18 protein-coding genes and 1 tRNA gene are annotated in these 17,202 nt (G+C 57.5%); 7 read left to right on the top strand and 12 right to left on the bottom strand.

Annotated features, from left to right (window positions below; genetic code table 11):
* Positions 1-57: 57 nt before the first annotated feature.
* The 3 genes from CD351_RS05345 (at position 58) to CD351_RS05335 (ending at position 2,449) form a co-directional block, all read left to right on the top strand.
* Positions 58-132: transfer RNA gene (locus CD351_RS05345), tRNA-Val, on the top strand.
* Positions 133-329: 197 nt separating this feature from the next.
* Positions 330-1,382 carry a DNA cytosine methyltransferase gene (locus tag CD351_RS05340; protein ID WP_111991642.1) on the top strand — a complete coding sequence of 351 codons (1,053 nt, stop codon included), beginning with the start codon at positions 330-332 and terminating at the stop codon, positions 1,380-1,382.
* A 14-nt stretch (positions 1,383-1,396) separates the two neighbouring features.
* Entirely contained in the window at positions 1,397-2,449 is a 1,053-nt protein-coding gene (locus CD351_RS05335) for a hypothetical protein (RefSeq protein WP_162627622.1), read from the top strand.
* A 139-nt stretch (positions 2,450-2,588) separates the two neighbouring features.
* On the opposite strand, the gene CD351_RS05330 is transcribed toward CD351_RS05335, so the two are convergent.
* The 11 genes from CD351_RS05330 to CD351_RS05280 form a co-directional block, all read right to left on the bottom strand.
* Entirely contained in the window at positions 2,589-3,203 is a 615-nt protein-coding gene (locus CD351_RS05330; RefSeq protein ID WP_162627621.1) for a hypothetical protein, read from the bottom strand.
* Positions 3,204-3,359: 156 nt separating this feature from the next.
* Positions 3,360-4,061, bottom strand: coding sequence for a hypothetical protein (locus tag CD351_RS05325; RefSeq protein WP_162627620.1), 702 nt, complete (start codon positions 4,059-4,061; stop codon positions 3,360-3,362).
* The gene (locus CD351_RS05320; RefSeq protein WP_111991638.1) at positions 4,024-4,332 is read right to left on the bottom strand and encodes a hypothetical protein; all 309 of its coding nucleotides are present in this window, start codon (positions 4,330-4,332) and stop codon (positions 4,024-4,026) included. The genes CD351_RS05325 and CD351_RS05320 overlap by 38 nt, the downstream gene beginning before the upstream one ends.
* Positions 4,329-4,595, bottom strand: a complete 267-nt coding sequence (locus CD351_RS05315) for a hypothetical protein (protein WP_174214246.1) — start codon at positions 4,593-4,595, stop codon at positions 4,329-4,331. Before CD351_RS05315 ends, CD351_RS05320 begins: the two co-directional genes overlap by 4 nt.
* Positions 4,596-4,605: 10 nt before the next feature.
* Complete coding sequence (locus tag CD351_RS05310; protein WP_111991637.1) at positions 4,606-5,178, bottom strand: hypothetical protein; 573 nt, start codon at positions 5,176-5,178, stop codon at positions 4,606-4,608.
* Positions 5,179-5,539: 361 nt separating this feature from the next.
* The gene (locus CD351_RS05305; protein WP_162627619.1) at positions 5,540-6,988 is read right to left on the bottom strand and encodes a hypothetical protein; all 1,449 of its coding nucleotides are present in this window, start codon (positions 6,986-6,988) and stop codon (positions 5,540-5,542) included.
* Between the two features lie 4 nt (positions 6,989-6,992).
* Positions 6,993-7,223 carry a hypothetical protein gene (locus CD351_RS05300; RefSeq protein ID WP_111991635.1) on the bottom strand — a complete coding sequence of 77 codons (231 nt, stop codon included), beginning with the start codon at positions 7,221-7,223 and terminating at the stop codon, positions 6,993-6,995.
* Positions 7,224-7,306: 83 nt separating this feature from the next.
* Positions 7,307-7,594, bottom strand: coding sequence for a hypothetical protein (locus tag CD351_RS05295; protein ID WP_111991634.1), 288 nt, complete (start codon positions 7,592-7,594; stop codon positions 7,307-7,309).
* The gene (locus CD351_RS05290; protein WP_162627618.1) at positions 7,591-8,949 is read right to left on the bottom strand and encodes a site-specific integrase; all 1,359 of its coding nucleotides are present in this window, start codon (positions 8,947-8,949) and stop codon (positions 7,591-7,593) included. Before CD351_RS05290 ends, CD351_RS05295 begins: the two co-directional genes overlap by 4 nt.
* A gap of 223 nt (positions 8,950-9,172) precedes the next feature.
* Positions 9,173-9,577, bottom strand: coding sequence for a hypothetical protein (locus CD351_RS05285; protein WP_234027239.1), 405 nt, complete (start codon positions 9,575-9,577; stop codon positions 9,173-9,175).
* Between the two features lie 44 nt (positions 9,578-9,621).
* Positions 9,622-11,253, bottom strand: coding sequence for a caspase family protein (locus CD351_RS05280; protein WP_162627617.1), 1,632 nt, complete (start codon positions 11,251-11,253; stop codon positions 9,622-9,624).
* Between the two features lie 301 nt (positions 11,254-11,554).
* On the opposite strand from CD351_RS05280, the gene CD351_RS05275 reads away from it, so the two are divergent.
* Genes CD351_RS05275 through CD351_RS05260 form a run of 4 tightly spaced genes read left to right on the top strand, consistent with a single transcriptional unit; the run spans position 11,555 to position 16,536 of the window.
* Positions 11,555-12,766: an acyl-CoA dehydrogenase family protein gene (locus tag CD351_RS05275; protein WP_111993606.1), complete on the top strand. Its 1,212-nt coding sequence runs from the start codon at positions 11,555-11,557 to the stop codon at positions 12,764-12,766.
* Positions 12,767-12,770: 4 nt separating this feature from the next.
* A complete protein-coding gene (locus CD351_RS05270; RefSeq protein ID WP_111991631.1) occupies positions 12,771-13,874 on the top strand; it encodes an acyl-CoA dehydrogenase family protein in 1,104 nt (367 codons plus the stop codon).
* A 3-nt stretch (positions 13,875-13,877) separates the two neighbouring features.
* On the top strand, positions 13,878-15,746 hold the full coding sequence (locus tag CD351_RS05265; RefSeq protein WP_111991630.1) for a beta-galactosidase: 1,869 nt from the start codon (positions 13,878-13,880) through the stop codon (positions 15,744-15,746).
* A gap of 55 nt (positions 15,747-15,801) precedes the next feature.
* Positions 15,802-16,536 carry a hypothetical protein gene (locus CD351_RS05260; RefSeq protein ID WP_111991629.1) on the top strand — a complete coding sequence of 245 codons (735 nt, stop codon included), beginning with the start codon at positions 15,802-15,804 and terminating at the stop codon, positions 16,534-16,536.
* Here CD351_RS05260 and CD351_RS05255 read toward each other — a convergent pair.
* Positions 16,514-17,191, bottom strand: a complete 678-nt coding sequence (locus CD351_RS05255) for a Fe2+-dependent dioxygenase (RefSeq protein ID WP_111991628.1) — start codon at positions 17,189-17,191, stop codon at positions 16,514-16,516. The genes CD351_RS05260 and CD351_RS05255 overlap by 23 nt on opposite strands.
* Positions 17,192-17,202: the final 11 nt, after the last annotated feature.

The following is a 17,202-nucleotide window of genomic DNA, read 5'->3' as shown; positions in this document are numbered from 1 at the left end:
CCACAGTAAACGCCCGCCCCTGTCCAAGCGGCTTCACCCTGCCGCTCAGCAACGGACGGGCGCGTAGCTCAGTGGTAGAGCACACCCTTCACACGGGTGGGGTCGCAAGTTCAATCCTTGCCGCGCCCACCATTTTTCGCTTGCATTAACAATGCTTTACCGACCAAGGTGATGTGTCCTGCGCGAGAACTGCCCACAAAACAAGGACCGGCAAAGGACGGCGCACCCAATGGGCACCGCGCCCTAGAATCAAACATGGTCGTGGACGGATATTGGAACGTATTGAGAACAAACTTGCATCGTAGTTAAATGCACTGCATGCGAATCTTATGAAGGCTCTCGACTTATTCTCTGGTCCGGGCGGACTGTCGATCGGAATGAAGCGTGCTGGGATCGAACCGGTCGCGTGCGTCGAAAAGCGTAAAGATGCCGTCGAAACTTATGATGCGCACACGCCGGATGCCGAACACTATCAGAACGATATTCGCAGCGTTTCGTTTGAGAAATATCGGGGCGTGGTTGACGTAATTTATGGCGGTCCACCTTGTCAGCCGTTTTCGACCGGCGGGCTTCGTCGTGGCACCGCAGATGCACGCAATATGTTCCCTGAATTCATGCGGGCGCTAGACGAAGCGCGGCCCGCAGCATTCTTATGCGAAAACGTGCCCGGCTTGGCGACACGAAGTCGCGTCAAGTATCTTGCCGAGTTACTTCAGGACTTCGAAGCGAAGGGCTACAACATATCATGGCATGTCGTTTCGGCGGCTGACTATGGCGTGCCTCAAAAACGCCGCCGCCTCATTATCGTGGGCATGCGCGAAGGATCGTTTTGGTTTCCCAAGCCCAGTCATGGGCCGGATACAGATCAACCGCACGTCGCGTCGGGAACGGTGATCGACAAAGAAAGTCCGCTAGGCGACCCGCCTGATTGCCCGGTGATCTACGCCAAATACCCGGACCCGCGCCGAAGCCCCTATGCTGGGCAAGTCTATAATGGCGGCGGGCGTCCGATCGACCTTACTGCGCCGTGTCATACGATCTTGGCTTCAGCGGGAGGCTACAAGACGCATTGGGTCGATACTTTGGACATTGCGCCTGACTATTCCGCGCACCTAATGGCAGGGGGAAAGCCGCGCGAAGGGGAAGTGCCCGGCGCACGTCGTATGACGCTGAAGGAATCAGCCCTTATCCAAACATTCCCGGCTGATATGTGGTTCGCTGGCTCGCGATCGTCGCAATACACTCAAGTCGGGGACGCAGTTCCGCCCGTTCTCGGCGAAGCACTTGGCAACGCACTACGCATTCAACTCGAAGGCAAGACAGCGTGCCCTGACACGCACTATCAGCCCGCAGCGGCATTGCCCTTGCTGGCAGCGGCGTAATGCCCCGCAACGTCTTGGTTGAACGCGCGGTCGATAACGCGCTCGAACATATCGACGGATTCATAGAAGGCGCGAAACTCAATGCTTTGCCGGACGGTGCGACGCGAGCAGCATTGGACGGACAACTTGCCCACACTTCAGGTAGCGTGCGGTTAGCCTCACTGTTCTTCGCCTTCTATGCGACCGTAGATGCGGAATGGGACTGCAATTCCATTCCGACAGGAATTCGCGGGAAATACGGCGACAAGCGTTTCGCTACGGAACTAGGACTTCGCAGCATTACAATTCACAAAGCTGTTACAGCTTTCGGTGAAAACCTAGGATGGAAGGGCAACGTCTCGAATGCTCGCCTTCAAGACGACGTGCGCTTTGACGCCTTTGCGCGAAGGCTCGCCGCATTGGACAGCGAACAGCGAAACCGAAGTGCGGAGTATATGGCCGCGAAGTTTTCCGAAAGCCGGAAAGTCATTGCCCCGTTGCCCCCGGTTGGTGACGACGTTCTTACCTACGCACGTGCTCGAAAGCTGTTCTATTCACTGATTGCCATTCCATCCGAAGGCAATGTTCAACAGTTCCTAATCGCCGCTCTCTTGTTCGTTCACCGCCAGCGATACGGCTACGAGATTAAGACGCATCACGTTCATGCTTCCGACCGCTTCGACACTACAGCGGGCGACATTGAGGAAATGCTAAACGGGGATCTAATTCGGGCTTATGAAGTGACCGTTCGACCCGATTGGAAAAATCGTGTCGGCGACTTTCGCAAGAAGATGGATACGGCTGGCCTCCGCAAATATACAATCATCGCTTCGGACGTGAACAGCGACGATGATCTTGCCGAACCCGCCGACCTTATTCGTTTCCTGAAGCCATATGGCCGCGACATTGCAGTTGTAGACATACACGATTTCGTCAACGTCTTCGCGATGGAATTGAGCGCCGACGAACTTCGACGGGCGGTTACGCAGACCTACAGCTACCTGACAACGCCAAGCCTTTGCGGGCGAGACGATATTGTTGAGCGGTTCAACGGCGCGGTCGAAGGTTGGCTAGACGAAGCGAATTAGCCCAAAGTCCTTTGCCGGTCCTTTTTCTTATTGAGCCGCTATATTAGCGCCAAGGCAAGCGAATGTTATTTCAACGATTATTTTCGCGAAGTGTGCTTCGCCCTTCACCGTTGTGAGGATGCGGAATAGAGTTCGTTAGTCAGCCTATGCCAAAATGCCCTTTGAGCAGCGGCTCCACCGCGCCCCACGCATCAGACAACGCCTTAACCGCTCCCGCCCCTTCGCTTACGGTTCCGAGAACGGATTTGATCATTCCCGGCTTACGATCATTGGGTTCGCTAGTAGCCTGCGAAGATAAGAAGGCGACTTGCTCCAAGAGTTCATTCTTTTGGTCCTCGGCAATCTCGTTTGATTCCAAGATTGCATTCGTGACGTCCGCCAAAGCGTCTGCAAACCCGATTTCACCATTTTGTGTCAGGGTTTGAAGGCTAACTTGGATATCATTCACATTGCCAAAATTGATGGCACCGACGGTGCCTCCCTGAACAGTCACGTTTTGATTGTTGTAATGTAGTGGTGGCACCGGAGCATTCGGAATGTCGATTTGCGACGAGAGGTGAGGCATTCCTGTTACGGCGGTCATCTGCCTGTCCGCCATATTATACATGGCCGCGTTCTGTGCGAAGACCATCCACCGCGACTGTTGAAATTTATACTCGCAGTCGATGCAAAGCGGCATTTCTTCAATCACCATGACGGCGGGCTTGCCGCACTGCCCACAATTCGGACGGGTCTTTTGAGATTCTTCTGTCATCGCCTTGCTTTAGAAGGTTTAGGCTGCATTTCGAAGAAGAATCCGAAGAAAAGCCCCGACCCCAAGGTCGGTTTAGGGGCCGGGGCTAAGACCGCCGGGAATGGGACAGCGCGAAGGAAGGGGCGCACTTCCCGGCGGGCGGTGCTTCGTTCGAGCCTAGATCGTAACCCGGCTCTTGGCCTTCTCTGCCATTGCTCCGTTGAACCAACCTTTGTTGATCGACCGCATGGCGACCGAATACTTGTCGGCCAACTCTTGCAGTTTCGCAGCCTTTTCGATCTTCGCCATTTCTTTCGGCATGTGCTGGCGATAGGCTTCATGCGCTAGGCTCATTCGAACTTCATGCGTCAGCCCCATAAGATACGATTTGCCGTGAATGAGCGCGATCGCAATGTCCGGGTCCGACTTCATTTCGCGCTTAATCGTGGCAAGCCCGTCTTTCTTTCGCGCTTGCTCGCCAATCCACTTCGACACGTCGTATTGCTGAAACGCATTGTATCCGTCGGAAGCTGGCGCGAACCGATCGTCAACCACTCGCTGCGCTTCGCTAAGCATTTGATCGGCATGAAAGCGAAGCGCGCTTTGCGTGCTCTTCAGTGTCGCGACAGTCTGTTCGGCGACGGTTCGAGCCGCGTCGTGCTTTTCGGGCGTGCTTCGCGTTTCGTCTTCAGCGAGCCGGGTAATCTTCGACATGCCGTTTTCAACGGCGGTGTGCGCCTGTTTGACCGGCGCAGCGACGCCCGTATCCATGTCGGACGGATCGCCAAGCTTCGCTTTGCGGCCCGTATTCGTTCCGATCATGGAGTTGAACGCAGTGGAACTAGGATCGTTTGAGAAAATGGGCGTTGACGTATTCATGGGTATCTTCCTTCTTCGGTCTTGATGATTTGGCTTCGGCCATTGAGCGAAGCTGTTGCTCTTTGAAGCGCCGCATCAATTCGGCGCGTTCTTCATCGGTTTGCGGCCATGCCGGGACGACAAGTGGTTTGATCGGGCGTGCGCCGTGTTCGGCTTCGATCCGATCGAAGGCTTCGGCCAAAGTCTCGCCGTCTCGCACCGCAACGACACAAGGCGGACGATTGATCACGTTCGGGCCTTCAAGGCGTTCGATGCGGCGGCGAATGCTCATTTGGCCTTAGCCTCAAGAGCCGCGATCCGATCTTCGAGCGACGATCCTTCGATCAAGCGAGCTAGGATCATCAGCGCGTTCGAGTAGCGGGACAGGTCACTAGTCTCGATCGAACCCGCCAGAGCGGCCCGTATGAGCCGCGCAAGCGCCTTTTGGCAGTCGCGGGTCGTATCCAGCTTCATCCGCACGTTCTTCGGCTTCGAACCCGTGTCAGCGGGCGCGGGCGCGGTTTCCTGCGGTGTTGAAGGCCATCCTTGCGACATGATCCGACTTCTAAGCCCCGACTTTGGTTCCTTGGTTCACGGTCAAGGATTCTAGGAACCGATAGCACCTGTCAAGTAAAAGTAGCTCTCTTTCTAATAATACGAACGGCTCGCTACGAGAATTACGATATAATTGCTTTATTACGTCAATGAACTTTCTATTGTTCGCGAATTCTGGAACGCTTTCTTGGTATTTGAACGCAAGTTCGATAAACTCATCGCTCTCGTTTTCTTCAGGTATTCGACGAATAATCGTTTCAATCTCTACGTTGGCAACGACGATCAAATCATCGGGTAAGTTCTTCGCTGTGATACGATCAAGAATGCGATCAATTACGACAGGACAATCATTGGGAAGTCCGACGGCGACGCGGTAAGCTTCAACATGCTTTTCGAGCGCGGCTGTCATTGCCTTACCCACAGGCTTAGCGAATGCCGCCTTTGCCGTTTCCCAACGCATTTCAGCGAACAGGTTTCGGACGAAGCTTCGCAAGATCGGCTTGAACTGCTCCGTCGCAAGTTCAACTGTCTGTTCGTATTCTTCGAATGTCGGCTCTTGTGGGTTACGCGGTGCGAAGGTCATGTTGGGAGTTCCTCTGCGAAGCCTGAAGTTCGAGCGTGCGAACCTATGACCGCTGCCCACATAAGGTGGCGGTTGAGGCGATTAATCATCGTGATTTCAATGGATTGTCCGACAGTCCGGTTTGACGAAAAGGACGAACAAAGGACGCGGGCAATTGCGGCGAAACCGGGCTTCAAATGATATGCAATCGGTATGAAGCACCTAATTTGCGCAAGGCATTGAAAATGTGAAATTAATTGGTTGAATATGAATATATGAAGATATGAACAGTGTTCCGATAGACCATCCCTAGTGGCGGTCGATCCCCGGCCCTTCATATTTTCATATGTGCATATCTGGCGGATTTCTGCGGGTTTCCGGCTCATAGCCCCCGCCCTTCTTTCATATCCGTGCGGACTAGCTTGCCGATATCCGGTTGAAAGAACGTGCGGTTCTTCGCTTCTTCGACGAAGTTGTTCTTGCTGTATTCGGCGAAACGGTAACAAACGAAAGTGTGCCCGAATATCTGTTTGCAGTTGGTTCGGGAGAGGAATTCAATTTCGGAGTTGTTCGCCAAGCTTTCGATCGCTCGCTTCAATGCGGGCGTCGCCTTAATCGGATCGTGTTTGAACATTGGGAGCGTCAACAGACGCCGCTGAAGGTATTGATGCGTGACGAGGCCCGTCGCGTGCATTTCAGCCGTGCCACCATACGTCTTTGCGATTTCATCATAGGGCCGTTCGAGACATTCCCGCATGACAGCCCGCACCCGGTCCTGTTGTGCGATTTCGTTGCCACTCAAATCGCCGACTTCGCCGCGCTCGAACCGTCCGATAAGGTTTTCGGCGTCGCTCTTGATTAAATTGATTCCCCATTCTGCGGCCTTCTGACCGATAACGGGCGCTTCCCAATTGATGCCCACAGCAACAAGCGCGGCAAGCTTCATCGCCTTCAAATGGCTTCGGTTCCAAATCTGGCGATACACCTCTTTCGAACCGCGAATTTGATCGTCGCAATACAAATCAAAGTCGCGAAAAAGCCGCTCCGCCCAAGGATCGAAAGCTACGTTGCTAACTTTGTTGAACAGTTCGAGTTCATTGACCTTCGCCGACAGGCTGGCGACGCGTTGAATGAGTTCGTCGCTAGGTTGCGCGAATGGCGCTTTGGCATTCAAGCTAGGTCGGTCGCCCGTGTATTCGATGATAATGAAGCGAGGTAGCAAACCGTCGGAAACCATCGTTTCGTCTAATGCTTCGAAGAATCGTTCCGGCGTGCTTTCGCCGAAGAAGCTGAAGGCCGGTGCTTCGATCCCATCCGTCGATTTCGCGCTATCGCTATAGACCATTGGGTTCAGCATGTTGCCGTGCCCGGACTTGTTATAGAGGTCGAGCAAGACCCGCTTCAGCCCCAAGTCGTTCGGGTTTGCTCGCGGCCCGCTCATACGCTTGATGAGCAATCCGACTTCGCCACTGATTGTCAGGAAGCACTTCGAACGCGCGAATTGCTTCAACAGAGCCGCGTCGGATCGTATTTCACCGGGTCCGATATGTTCTCTTATCTTCGGCGCGATTGGTTCGATCGAACTTGCGAGTTTCGATATGCCTTGATTGACCGCTTCTTTGCCGGTGCCGGTCGGGGCAATGAGCATGATGTAGCTGTTCAGACCCGTGCCGCTGACGTTGAACTGCCGCCCGACAATGCCGGAGAGGAACGCGAGGGAACCCGCCAGGGCGATTTCGCGCACGGGGCGTGGTGCCTGATCGAAAATATAGCGCGCCAAGTCGCCGACGATCCCCGGCGGGCAATCGTCCCATGATTCCATTGTGGGCACGGAATTAGCCTTGGCGTTGCTGTTCAGCGAGTTCGGACGTGGACGACACCGGATCGGAGAGGCGGCTGCGCGCCCATTCGTCTAGGTCGGCTTCGGTATAGACCGGGAAGCGCCCTAGCTTGCGGAAACGCGGCCCTCCGCCCCGTGTGGCTAAGCTGGCAAGGGTATCGACAGCGCCAAAGCCCCAATTCTTCTGAAGGTATTCAGCCGCCTTATCGCGTCGCAGGTAATCCATGATCCATCCTCATTTGCGTAAGATGGATCAAGCTTGGTGAAGCTTGCTGGAAAAACCTAGGAGACAAAAATCTTCAATGAAAATTACTCTTCTAAGTGCTTTCTGATAAGCTTCGCTACGTGCTTTCTTTGGTGGTAGTATTCAATGCTATCCTTATCGGCGACGGTGCGTTCGCCATAGAATTCGTCTTGATACTTTGCAGCTACCGCCATGAAGTCTTCGTTGACGACTTCAGCCGATGCCTTCTCGATAACAACAGTCCGGCGAGCCGCTTCATTGCTACGCGGACGACCGCGCTTCGGGAGTTGAATAGGCACTTCGCCGTCGAACAATTCCCATTCGTGCTTATTCACAACGACGGTGCGGGTCACGCTGCGCCTCGCTTCAAATCGACAACTTTAGCCGTGTCGATCATGCCAGCCGCCGCCGCGATCTTGTTTTCGATTTCGTTCAGCGCACGGCGTTCTGCACTTTCGCCAATGTGGGCATAGCGTTGTGTCGTCGTCGGCGATGCGTGGCCTAGCAGCTTGCCCACAATTGACAGGCCAAGGTTCGACGCGACGCCCATTGACGCAAAGCTATGGCGAAGATCGTGAAGCCTAAGCGGTTTTGGGTTGCCTTCGCTATCGACGTTTAACCCGGCGTGTTCGGTTATCCGCTTCCAAGGCCGCTTTAGATCGCTTCGCGGCTTGCCCTTTGCTTCGCCCGGTATGACGTGCGGGTTACCTTCGAGACGCTTCGACTTGAGGTCTTCAAGAACCTTGATTGCGGCGGCTCCGATCAAGACCTTCTTTGCCCCTGTTTTCGAGTCCGACAGGTCCAACAACCCTTGTTCAAGATCGACTTGCGACCAACGCAAATTGAGGATTTCGCGCAGCCGACAACCTGTCAGCATCAACAAGCGAATAGCGCCTACGGCATACGGTGACACGACTTCGCGCGCCGTTGCTGCCTTCTTCGGCGTATGTTTCGCGTTGGGGCCGTCCTTCGGTTGCCACGGCAATCCGTCGGTTTCAGCTTCGCGCAGCGTCTCACCCAATCGTTGAATTTCATTCGGAGACAAGAACCGCTCACCCTTCTTGTCAGGATAGAGTTCAACGCCACTACGCGGGTTCTGTTTGAGGTATTTGCACTTCACGGCGTAGCTGAAGATACCGCCAAGCATTCGAACGGTGCGCGTTGCAGTGCCTTTTCCGCCGGTTGCGATGTAACCTTTGCCACCTTCGCGTTTCACCGCTGTTTTCCCGCTGGCAATGTCTTTGAGCAAACGCTCGACATGCACGTCTCGAACATCGCTTATCTTCATTCGCGCGATCTTGTGCGGTTTGATATGCCGATTGATACGGCCCTTATCCATCGCGACGGTTGACGGCTTCTTATGCTCGCAACCGTGTTCAAGATATTCGTCGCAAAGCTGCGCGACCGTTAGTTCAGCTTTGCGCCTCGCCTTCGCTTCGACATGATCTACTCCCCGCTTCGCGGCCCGAAGTATGTCTTCAGCTTCAAGTCGTGCTTCGTCGGCTGTCCAATCACCGAACCGACCGATCGTCGCACGACGCGTCGATCCCGCCCGTCCGCCAAAGTCGTATTGCGCGATGAATGACATGACGCCGCTTGGACGAACCGACAGCCCGAAGCCGGGCAAAACGCCGCACCATGCGACGTAGGGTTTTTCGGCGGGTTTCAGCTTTGCGATTTCGCGCTTGGTTAGCTTTGCAACCTTCATTCGATCGGCTCCAGAAAAAAGGACCGGAAAAGGACGGCCCGGCAATCTGAATACCCCGTCAAACAAGTGGGCACAACTCACAAACATGGTAAACCGCTGAAATACCTGCGATTCAACAAGCTTGCGCAAACTCAAACAAACTCGAAACAGCTTGCTCCGTCACCTTCACACGGGTGGGGTCGCAAGTTCAATCCTTGCCGCGCCCACCATTCCTCACCAGACCTCAGCGTCCCGCTTGAAGATCGCGGTGATAGGCAAAGCCAGTCTCAGGGCCCTGCATATCGTAGGCGAACCACTCGCTCGCCGCGTAATCGTAGAGCCGCACCAATCCATCCTCGACGTGAGCGGAGTAGTCGCTCGCGCTTGCGCGGTCGTGGCCTCGCGCTTTGTCGCCTGCGACTTCCAGTGAGACGTAGGCCTCGTCGCCCTCATCGTACAATTCCGGGAGCGTGCCGCCGAAGCGCACGCCTCGCTCGCCGTCGAAGGCCTGAAGGCGATCGCCGCGGCATTCTGCTGCTATCTTGAGATTGCGGCCAGACGTGTGATCGTAAATCCCGGCAACCGTCTCGCCGGTAATGACGGAAAAAGTGGAAGCGGCGATAAGGGCGCGGGTATGAGCTTGCATCATGCCTGATGGCACCATGAACGCCGCTAGATCAAGAGCGGTTGATCTCAGCGGCTCTTGGAAAAGCTGAACGTCTCCAGGAGCGAGGACGAATCCCACGGCACCTGATCTCCGCTGGTCATCTCGACGACCTGTCGCCTGACTTCGCGAAACGTCACTTCAATCGGTCTGTCAGGCACCAGCATCTGCGTTGCGAGAGCTTCTGCAAAGGGACTGTGGATGCCTCCGCCGTCAGCCGCCGTGCTTCCTGGCGAAGTCGAATAGGCGACGAAGCTGCCATTGGGTGTTTCCATGCGGGCCAGTCCGCGCTCACCGTTCCTCGTGCGGCGGCGCAGAGGCATGTTGCGGCACGCATCGAGGATGACGATGCGGGTCGAGATGTAGGCCTCTTCCAACTGCGCGAGAATGGCATCGGCTGACACGGCCTCCAGTTCAAGGTCGCTTTCGGAATCGACAACCGAGCCGACGGGAATGAGGAAGTTCGCCCCCTTCGACTGCACTCCGTGTCCGGCGTAATAAAACAGCCCGGTTGCGTTCTCACCGGCGGCGAGCAGGCGATCGCCCAGACGACGAACGGCCTCCTTCATCTGCCGCTGCGTTGCGTCCGTCAGTATCTCGACGTCGAACCCTAGGCTGCGAAGTGTGGCGCCGATCAGCACCGCGTCGTTTACCGGATTGGAAAGCGCTCCCATCGAGCCTGCATATTCCTCGTTGCCAATGACGAGCGCGATCCGGGGGCCGCTCGCTTCCATGATGGCGAGCTCGATTTCCTCCTGCGCAGAAGTTCCGGGCCCCTGCGAAAGCATCCTGCCGCGACCGGGCACCGTCGGCGACCCGCGCGAGGCGCTTGCTCTGTTACCCGCGATCTGCGCCTTCTTGGAAGGCGTCGAGCTGTCGGGAGTGCCGCGTTCAGCGGCTATCGCCGGGGGCGACTGACGCGACGCGGCCGCAGGCGGAGGATCGGCCTGTGCAGTTCGGACCGGTGGTGGGGCCTGAACCGGTGCGGTATTCTGAGGTGGAGATGCGCCTTGTGCCAATGCGACCTGCTGCGCAGGCTGTTCCGGCTCTGAGGTCGCGGTCTGTTGTTGCGGCGGCGAGGATTGAGCGATCTGCGAAGGTGGCGTAGCCTCGCCCGTAACAGGCAAACCCCGCTCTGCAAGCAATCGCCTGTGCGCTGCCATATCGCGCTCATATTGCTGCTTTTGCCGCTCGATCTCGGCGACTTCAGCGCTGTGTCCTTGTAACTCGCGCTCGTATTCGCGTTCCTTGCGCTCGGCTTCGGCGACCTGTGCATTGTAATCCGACATCGCATCATTGAACGAGTTCACGCGGTTGGCGTTCATTTCATTGATGGCGCGGGCGTAGATGATGCCCTCTTCACCGACGATGCATTGCTCGATGTCACGCTCGATCTGGTCAGCGCTTTCATCCGTCGCCTGAGCTGTAACTCTGCTGCGGCATTGGGTGCGAGCGCCGGCCATGCGTGCGTCTATATCGATGCCTTCATCGCGCAGCATCTGCATCATCGCCGTAATGCCGATATCCGCAGCTGATGGCTGCGCAATGCGGGCGTCCGGCGCGCGCAAATCGGTTTCGCCATCGGAAGCGGACGTGCGGTCTGCCTGTGCCGCCACCAGCGCAGGAGCAAGGCCAAGCACCATGGCCCCGAAAAATGACAACAATGAGCCCCGCCTTGACGCCATAATCCCCCCGAAACGCGCCCTGAGAAATGACCTAGCCGATCAATTCACCGAGTCAACATGAGGTCAGGAGTCGCCAAGGCCCGGAACGGGACAGTGGCGCTTCGGACAAAAAGACACTGAGCGGGCCCAATACCGGCGCGTTGAAAGCACGCGCCCCTCCTGAAGACGAAGTGCCAGCATTACCGCCCGGCGATCTGCAAAGCCGTTCTTTAGGCTTGCCTCCGCGCACCCTTCGTCCATGGTGAGCGGCCAAAAAGAGACGAGAGAGGCACATCTGATGAATGTCGAGTTTTCGCCAGAGCTCGAAGCTTTCCGGCGCGAAGTGGCGGAGTTCTTCGCCACCGCGCCGACCCCGGCCATCCGCGAAGCCGGTCGCAAGACGACGAGCGTATTTGCGCCGTTTGACCAGTGCATGGCCTGGCATCAGATTCTCTACGAAAAAGGCTGGGCCGCCCCCCATTGGCCCAAGGAGTATGGCGGGACAGGATGGAGCGTCGAGCAACGCTTCATCTTCGCAGAGGAGTACCGAAAGGCCGACCTGCCCCCGCTTCTGCCGCAGAGCCTTGGCATGGTGGGGCCGCTGCTGATCGACCTTGGTACCGAAGAGCAAAAGGCGAAATACCTGCCACCGATTCTGAAAGGCCAGGATTTCTGGGCGCAGGGGTACTCCGAGCCGGGTTCTGGGTCCGATCTGGCCTCGCTGAGTTGCCGCGCCGAGGCTGATGGCGATGACTACATCATCAACGGTTCTAAGATCTGGACGACCTACGCGCATCACGCAAACCGCATGTTCATGCTGGTGCGCACCAGCACCGAGGGCAAGAAACAGGCAGGGATCACATTCCTCCTGCTCGACCGGATGGACTATCCCGGCATGGAAGTGCGCCCGATCTACGGGCTCGATGGCTTTCCTGAGCAATGCGAAGTCTTCTTCGACAATGTCCGCGTGCCGCAATCAGGCCGCGTGGGTGAGGAAAATCAGGGCTGGAGCGTGGCAAAACACCTGCTCAAGCATGAGCGCGGCGGGGGCAATGCGGCGAGCCCCACTCTGATGCGCTATCTGGAACGCGCGCGCGCAGCGGCCTGTGAGACGAGTTCGCCGTTCGGCGGAATGCTGGCCGACGATCCGGTATTTCAGCGCGATTTCGGTGAGCTTGAAGCTGATGTAACGTCGCTAAGCCATCTGGAAAAGCTGGCGATCAGCGGTCACGAAATCGCGCGCGACCCTGCATTCCCCTCGATGAACAAGACGATCAATTCTGAACTCGTCCAGCGCGCGAGCGTTATGATGAGCAAGGTGTCGGGAGTGGGAGGCCTTGCCCGCCAGCTGGAAGCGTTGCGTGTGGGATCGAATGTCGAGCCGCAGGGAAGCGAGTTCGACCTCATCACCATGCCGCTTTACCTCAACAGCCGTGCGACCACGATCTATGCCGGCAGCAACGAGGTCCAGCGCGACCTGATTGCACGCAGTCTTGCTGCAGGGGCCTGAGGCGATGGACTTCAGCTACTCGCAAGAGCAGGTGATGCTCTTCGACAGCGTCACGCGCTATCTTGAGAAGAATTACGACTTCGACAGCCGCAAAGCGCTGGTCGCGTCCGACGAACCATGGTCTGCAAATGTCTGGGCGCAATTTGCCGAGCTTGGCCTGCTGGCCCTTCCCTTCAGCGAAGAGCATGGCGGACTGGGAGGGTCGATCAGCGACCTCGTCTCGTTCTCACGCAGTTTCGGCAAGCATCTTGTGATCGAACCCTTCGCCTTTGCGATCATGCTGTCAGGCGCGGCCCTCGCGGCGAGCGCGAACCCGAGGGCGGCAGAGTGGATCGAGAAGCTTGCAAGCGGGGAAGCGGTGGCAGCTTTCGCATATGAAGAGGGCAACGGCACCGCGTCGCCCGAGCTCATCGCAATGACGGCTCAAGAAAATGATGCGGGTTTCGTGCTGACGGGAGAAAAGCGGATCGTTATCGCCGGCGGCGATGCTGATGTGCTGGTCGTGGCTGCAAAGATGTGTGCCACGGGCAAGGTCGCGCTGTTTTTTGTCGAGAGGAGCACCGAAGGGCTTTCGACATCACCCTTCACCACGATTGACGGGCGCAGCGCAGCCAATATCCGCTTCGACAATGTGCGGGTGGGTTCCGATGCAATGCTGCTCGATGATGCAAGCGACGCTCTCGATCGCATCATCGCTCAGGCTCTTATCGTGCTCTCCGCAGAAGCGCTGGGAGCGATGCATGCGCTGCTCGACATCACCAGCGAATACGCCATGACGCGCAAACAGTTCGGACAGCCGATTGCCATGTTTCAGGCTATTGCGCATCGGCTCGCCGACATGAAGATCGCCTATGCGAAGGCGCTGTCGACGCTGACTTACACAACAGCGCTTGCCAATTCGGGCGCGGTGACGGCGCGCGATATCCACGTGCTCAAAGGCCAGCTCGGCAAGCTTGGGCGCGAAATCGGAGAATCAGCGATACAGGTGCATGGCGGACTTGGCCTGACCGATGAGCTTAATGTCGGGCACTATCACAAGCGCCTGCTCGCTTATGATGCGATGTTCGGCGACCATGATTATCACCTGCGCAAACTGGGTCAGCGTTAAGCCATGGATCTTGGTGTTTGCTATTACCCCGAGCATTGGCCCGAAGACCGATGGGCGATCGATGCCGCCCAGATGCGCGAGGTCGGTCTTTCGCGGGTTCGCATAGGCGAGTTTGCATGGAGCCGGATCGAACCGAAGCCGGGCCGCTTTGATTGGGGCTGGCTCGATCGCGCGGTCGAGGCGCTGCATGAGGCCGGCCTCGGCATCATCATGGGGACACCGACAGCGACACCGCCGAAATGGGTTGTCGACCAGATGCCCGACATGATCGCAATCGACCGCGACGGGAAACCGCGCGGACACGGATCGCGGCGCCATTATTGCTTCAGCCACGCCGGATACCGGGCCGAGGCCGCGCGCATCACCAGAGCCGTGGCACAGCGATATGGCGGGCATCCGGGCGTGGTCGCATGGCAGACCGATAACGAATATGGCTGCCATGACACGGTGCAGAGCTTCTCCGGCAGCGCGCGCGATGCGTTCCGAACCTGGCTTGCGACACGTTACGGCTCCATCGAGGCGCTGAACGCCGCCTGGGGCAATGTCTTCTGGAGCATGGAATATCGCAGCTTTGATGAGGTTGAATTGCCCAACCTCACCGTGACCGAGGCGAACCCCGCACACTGGCTGGCCTTCCGGCGCTTCTCCTCGGATCAGGTGATCGCGTTCAACCGGATACAGGTCGATATCCTGCGCGAATGTTCGCCGGGCCGCGACATCACGCATAATGCGATGGGGTTTTACACGGGCTACGATCACCATGACCTTGCCGCCGATATCGACGTGCTGGGGTGGGACAGCTATCCGCTTGGCTTCCTTGAGATGTTCCGCTTTTCCGAGGAAGAGAAACGCGCATACGCTCATCAGGGCCACCCCGACATCGCGGCATTTCACCATGATCTGTATCGCGGCTGCGCCATCGATGGGCGCTGGAGCGTGCTCGAGCAGCAGCCGGGGCCGGTGAACTGGGCGCGCTACAATCCCGCACCCTTGCCCGGCATGGTGAAGCTCTGGACGATGGAGGCCTTCGCCCACGGAGCGGAGCTGGTAAGCTATTTTCGATGGAGGCAATGCCCTCGGGCGCAAGAGCAGATGCATGCAGGGCTTTTGCGCCCCGATGGTGAGCCAGCGCCCGCTTTCGCCGAGGCCAGAGAGGCCGCAGATGCGCTTGGCGAGTTCCAGGGGCTCGACCAGAGCGCGACGCCCCGGCACGCAGCCATCGTCTTCGCCTACGATGCGGAGTGGATCACACAGATCCAGCCACAGGGTCAGGGTCGCTCGGCGCTATGGGCGGCATTCGCATGCTATTCTGCGCTTCGCAAGCTTGGGCTCAACATAGATATCGTCGCGCCAAGTGCTGATTTGTCGGACTATCCGATGGTCGTCATCCCGTGCCTTCCGATCGTACCCGACGCGCTTGTCGCGGCACTTGAAGACTATGAGGGCGAAGTCGTGATCGGTCCGCGCACCGGGAGCCGCGACGATGATTTTGCAATTCCCCACAACCTTGCACCGGGCAAGCTGGGCCCGCTGGTCGGCGGCACGATTACGCTCAGCGAGAGCCTGCCGGACCGACTTGACGAGCGCGGATCGCATGGTGTGACGGGCGGTTGGTACGATCATTATTCGGGCAAGGCCGAGCCCGCAATGGAGGGTGAGCGGGATCAGACCCTGTGCTGGAAACATGGTAGGGTTCGCCTGTGCACCACCTGGCCCGATCGCAGCGCATTCGCCACCGTGCTCGAACAAGCGGCCCGCGACGCTAAGCTTCCGGTCCAGAATCTGCCCGAAGGAATTCGCGAACGTCAGATCGGAAATGTGATCGTGCGTTCCGACTATCTCAATGCTGAGACCAGTTGGCGCACCACTTAATCACAAAGCATAAATCGCTTCGAATAGTGTCCAGAAAATTGTACACATGCAGTGTATGCACTTGTTCGAGTTACTCGTTGTCCTTCACGTAATCACCGGAGCGACCGGGCTGATTGCGTTCTGGGTGCCGATCGCGACACGAAAAGGCGCGATGAACCACCGCCGCTGGGGGCGCATTGCCTGCTACGGGTTCATGGGTGCAGGTGCGCTTGCCGTGGCGATGGCCTTGCTGTCGCTTTACGGTCCTGAAGAGCGCATTCCATCGGTGACCGACCGCGTGCTGTTTGATGGGCTTTTCGGATGGATGATGCTCTATCTCGGTCTGCTGACGATAGGGTTTGCCGACTATGGCCTCAGCGTCGTCAGGCACGCCCGCGACCGCACAGCGCTTAGGCGGTTTCGTTATCAGGTCGTCATTGCCGCTGTGATCATTTCGGCACTTCAATGCGGCATTTACGGCGCGCGCATCGGGGAAGTTCTGATGATGGCGGTCGCGCTCCTCGGCATCGTTGCGATGAGCCTGCAACAGATTTTCATCTGGCGCCCGCAAGCGCCCTCGCCCAAATCATACGTTGGCGAACATTTTCGCGCCCTCATCGGGATGGGCATTTCAGCCTACACCGCATTCATGTCGGTCGGCCTGATCCGCTGGGTTCCCGAACATGTCTTCAATCCGCTGATCTGGGCAGGCCCCAGTGTGGTCGGCGTCAGCCTCATAATCTGGTTCACGGTGAAGGCAAAGCGCCCTGCTTCGAAGCGTGCCAGCGTCAAGCCTGCCCCCACATCCTGAGCAGGTTCGCAATCGTCTTATCGACCGTGAGCAATTCTGCCGACCCTCCCGGCAATTTCTGACGCAGCGTAGTGCGCAGGTTTTCCAGATCGAACAGCATCTCTCGCTGGTGGTCGTCGCGGATCGTGCTCTCGATCCAGCCCACCGCGACAATACGGGTGCCATCGGTCACAGGGCGCACTTCGTGGATACTGGTCGAGGGGTATAGGATAAGCTCGCCCGGCTTGCCCTTGATCGACTGGGTCATACCCGCAGTGTGGATGACCAGTTCTCCGCCCTGATAGCTTTCCGGATCGCTCAGAAACAGCGTGAAGGAGATATCGGTGCGCATCCGCGCGGTGCCAGTGCCCATGATCGCATTGTCGACGTGAGCGCCGTAATGCCCGCCGCCTTCGGTCTTGCTTATCATAGGGTTCGAAATGCGCCGGGGCCGCGCAGCCGCCTTTACGACCGGGTTTTCTGCAATGAGCGGGCCAAGCACGGCGTTGAGATTGCGCCATGCGGCATCGCTCATCACCGCCTGCGCGTTATCCTTGACCTCGCGCGCCGCCGCCCCGGCTGTCGCGCGCCCATCTTGCCACGTCAGCGCCTCAAGCTTTGCGCGAATGTCAGCGAGTGTCGTCTCGTCCGTGATTGCTGCGATGCTCAGGATCATGGCACCTGCTC

It is taken from the genome of Erythrobacter sp. KY5 (assembly GCF_003264115.1).
In the GTDB taxonomy this organism is placed as follows: Bacteria; Pseudomonadota; Alphaproteobacteria; order Sphingomonadales; family Sphingomonadaceae; genus Erythrobacter.
Note: the sequence above shows the minus strand (reverse complement) of the source record. Positions and strands in the feature narration are given on the sequence as shown.

Bases quoted from the DNA above. Each gene is read 5' to 3' on its own strand.
- CD351_RS05340 (WP_111991642.1), top strand. From the start codon at position 330: ATGAAGGCTCTCGACTTATTCTCTGGTCCGGGCGGACTGTCGATCGGA.
- CD351_RS05330 (WP_162627621.1), bottom strand. From the start codon at position 3,203: ATGACAGAAGAATCTCAAAAGACCCGTCCGAATTGTGGGCAGTGCGGC.
- CD351_RS05325 (WP_162627620.1), bottom strand. From the start codon at position 4,061: ATGAATACGTCAACGCCCATTTTCTCAAACGATCCTAGTTCCACTGCG.
- CD351_RS05320 (WP_111991638.1), bottom strand. From the start codon at position 4,332: ATGAGCATTCGCCGCCGCATCGAACGCCTTGAAGGCCCGAACGTGATC.
- CD351_RS05315 (WP_174214246.1), bottom strand. From the start codon at position 4,595: ATGTCGCAAGGATGGCCTTCAACACCGCAGGAAACCGCGCCCGCGCCC.
- CD351_RS05310 (WP_111991637.1), bottom strand. From the start codon at position 5,178: ATGACCTTCGCACCGCGTAACCCACAAGAGCCGACATTCGAAGAATAC.
- CD351_RS05300 (WP_111991635.1), bottom strand. From the start codon at position 7,223: ATGGATTACCTGCGACGCGATAAGGCGGCTGAATACCTTCAGAAGAAT.
- CD351_RS05290 (WP_162627618.1), bottom strand. From the start codon at position 8,949: ATGAAGGTTGCAAAGCTAACCAAGCGCGAAATCGCAAAGCTGAAACCC.
- CD351_RS05285 (WP_234027239.1), bottom strand. From the start codon at position 9,577: ATGATGCAAGCTCATACCCGCGCCCTTATCGCCGCTTCCACTTTTTCC.
- CD351_RS05275 (WP_111993606.1), top strand. From the start codon at position 11,555: ATGAATGTCGAGTTTTCGCCAGAGCTCGAAGCTTTCCGGCGCGAAGTG.
- CD351_RS05270 (WP_111991631.1), top strand. From the start codon at position 12,771: ATGGACTTCAGCTACTCGCAAGAGCAGGTGATGCTCTTCGACAGCGTC.
- CD351_RS05265 (WP_111991630.1), top strand. From the start codon at position 13,878: ATGGATCTTGGTGTTTGCTATTACCCCGAGCATTGGCCCGAAGACCGA.
- CD351_RS05260 (WP_111991629.1), top strand. From the start codon at position 15,802: ATGCACTTGTTCGAGTTACTCGTTGTCCTTCACGTAATCACCGGAGCG.
- CD351_RS05255 (WP_111991628.1), bottom strand. From the start codon at position 17,191: ATGATCCTGAGCATCGCAGCAATCACGGACGAGACGACACTCGCTGAC.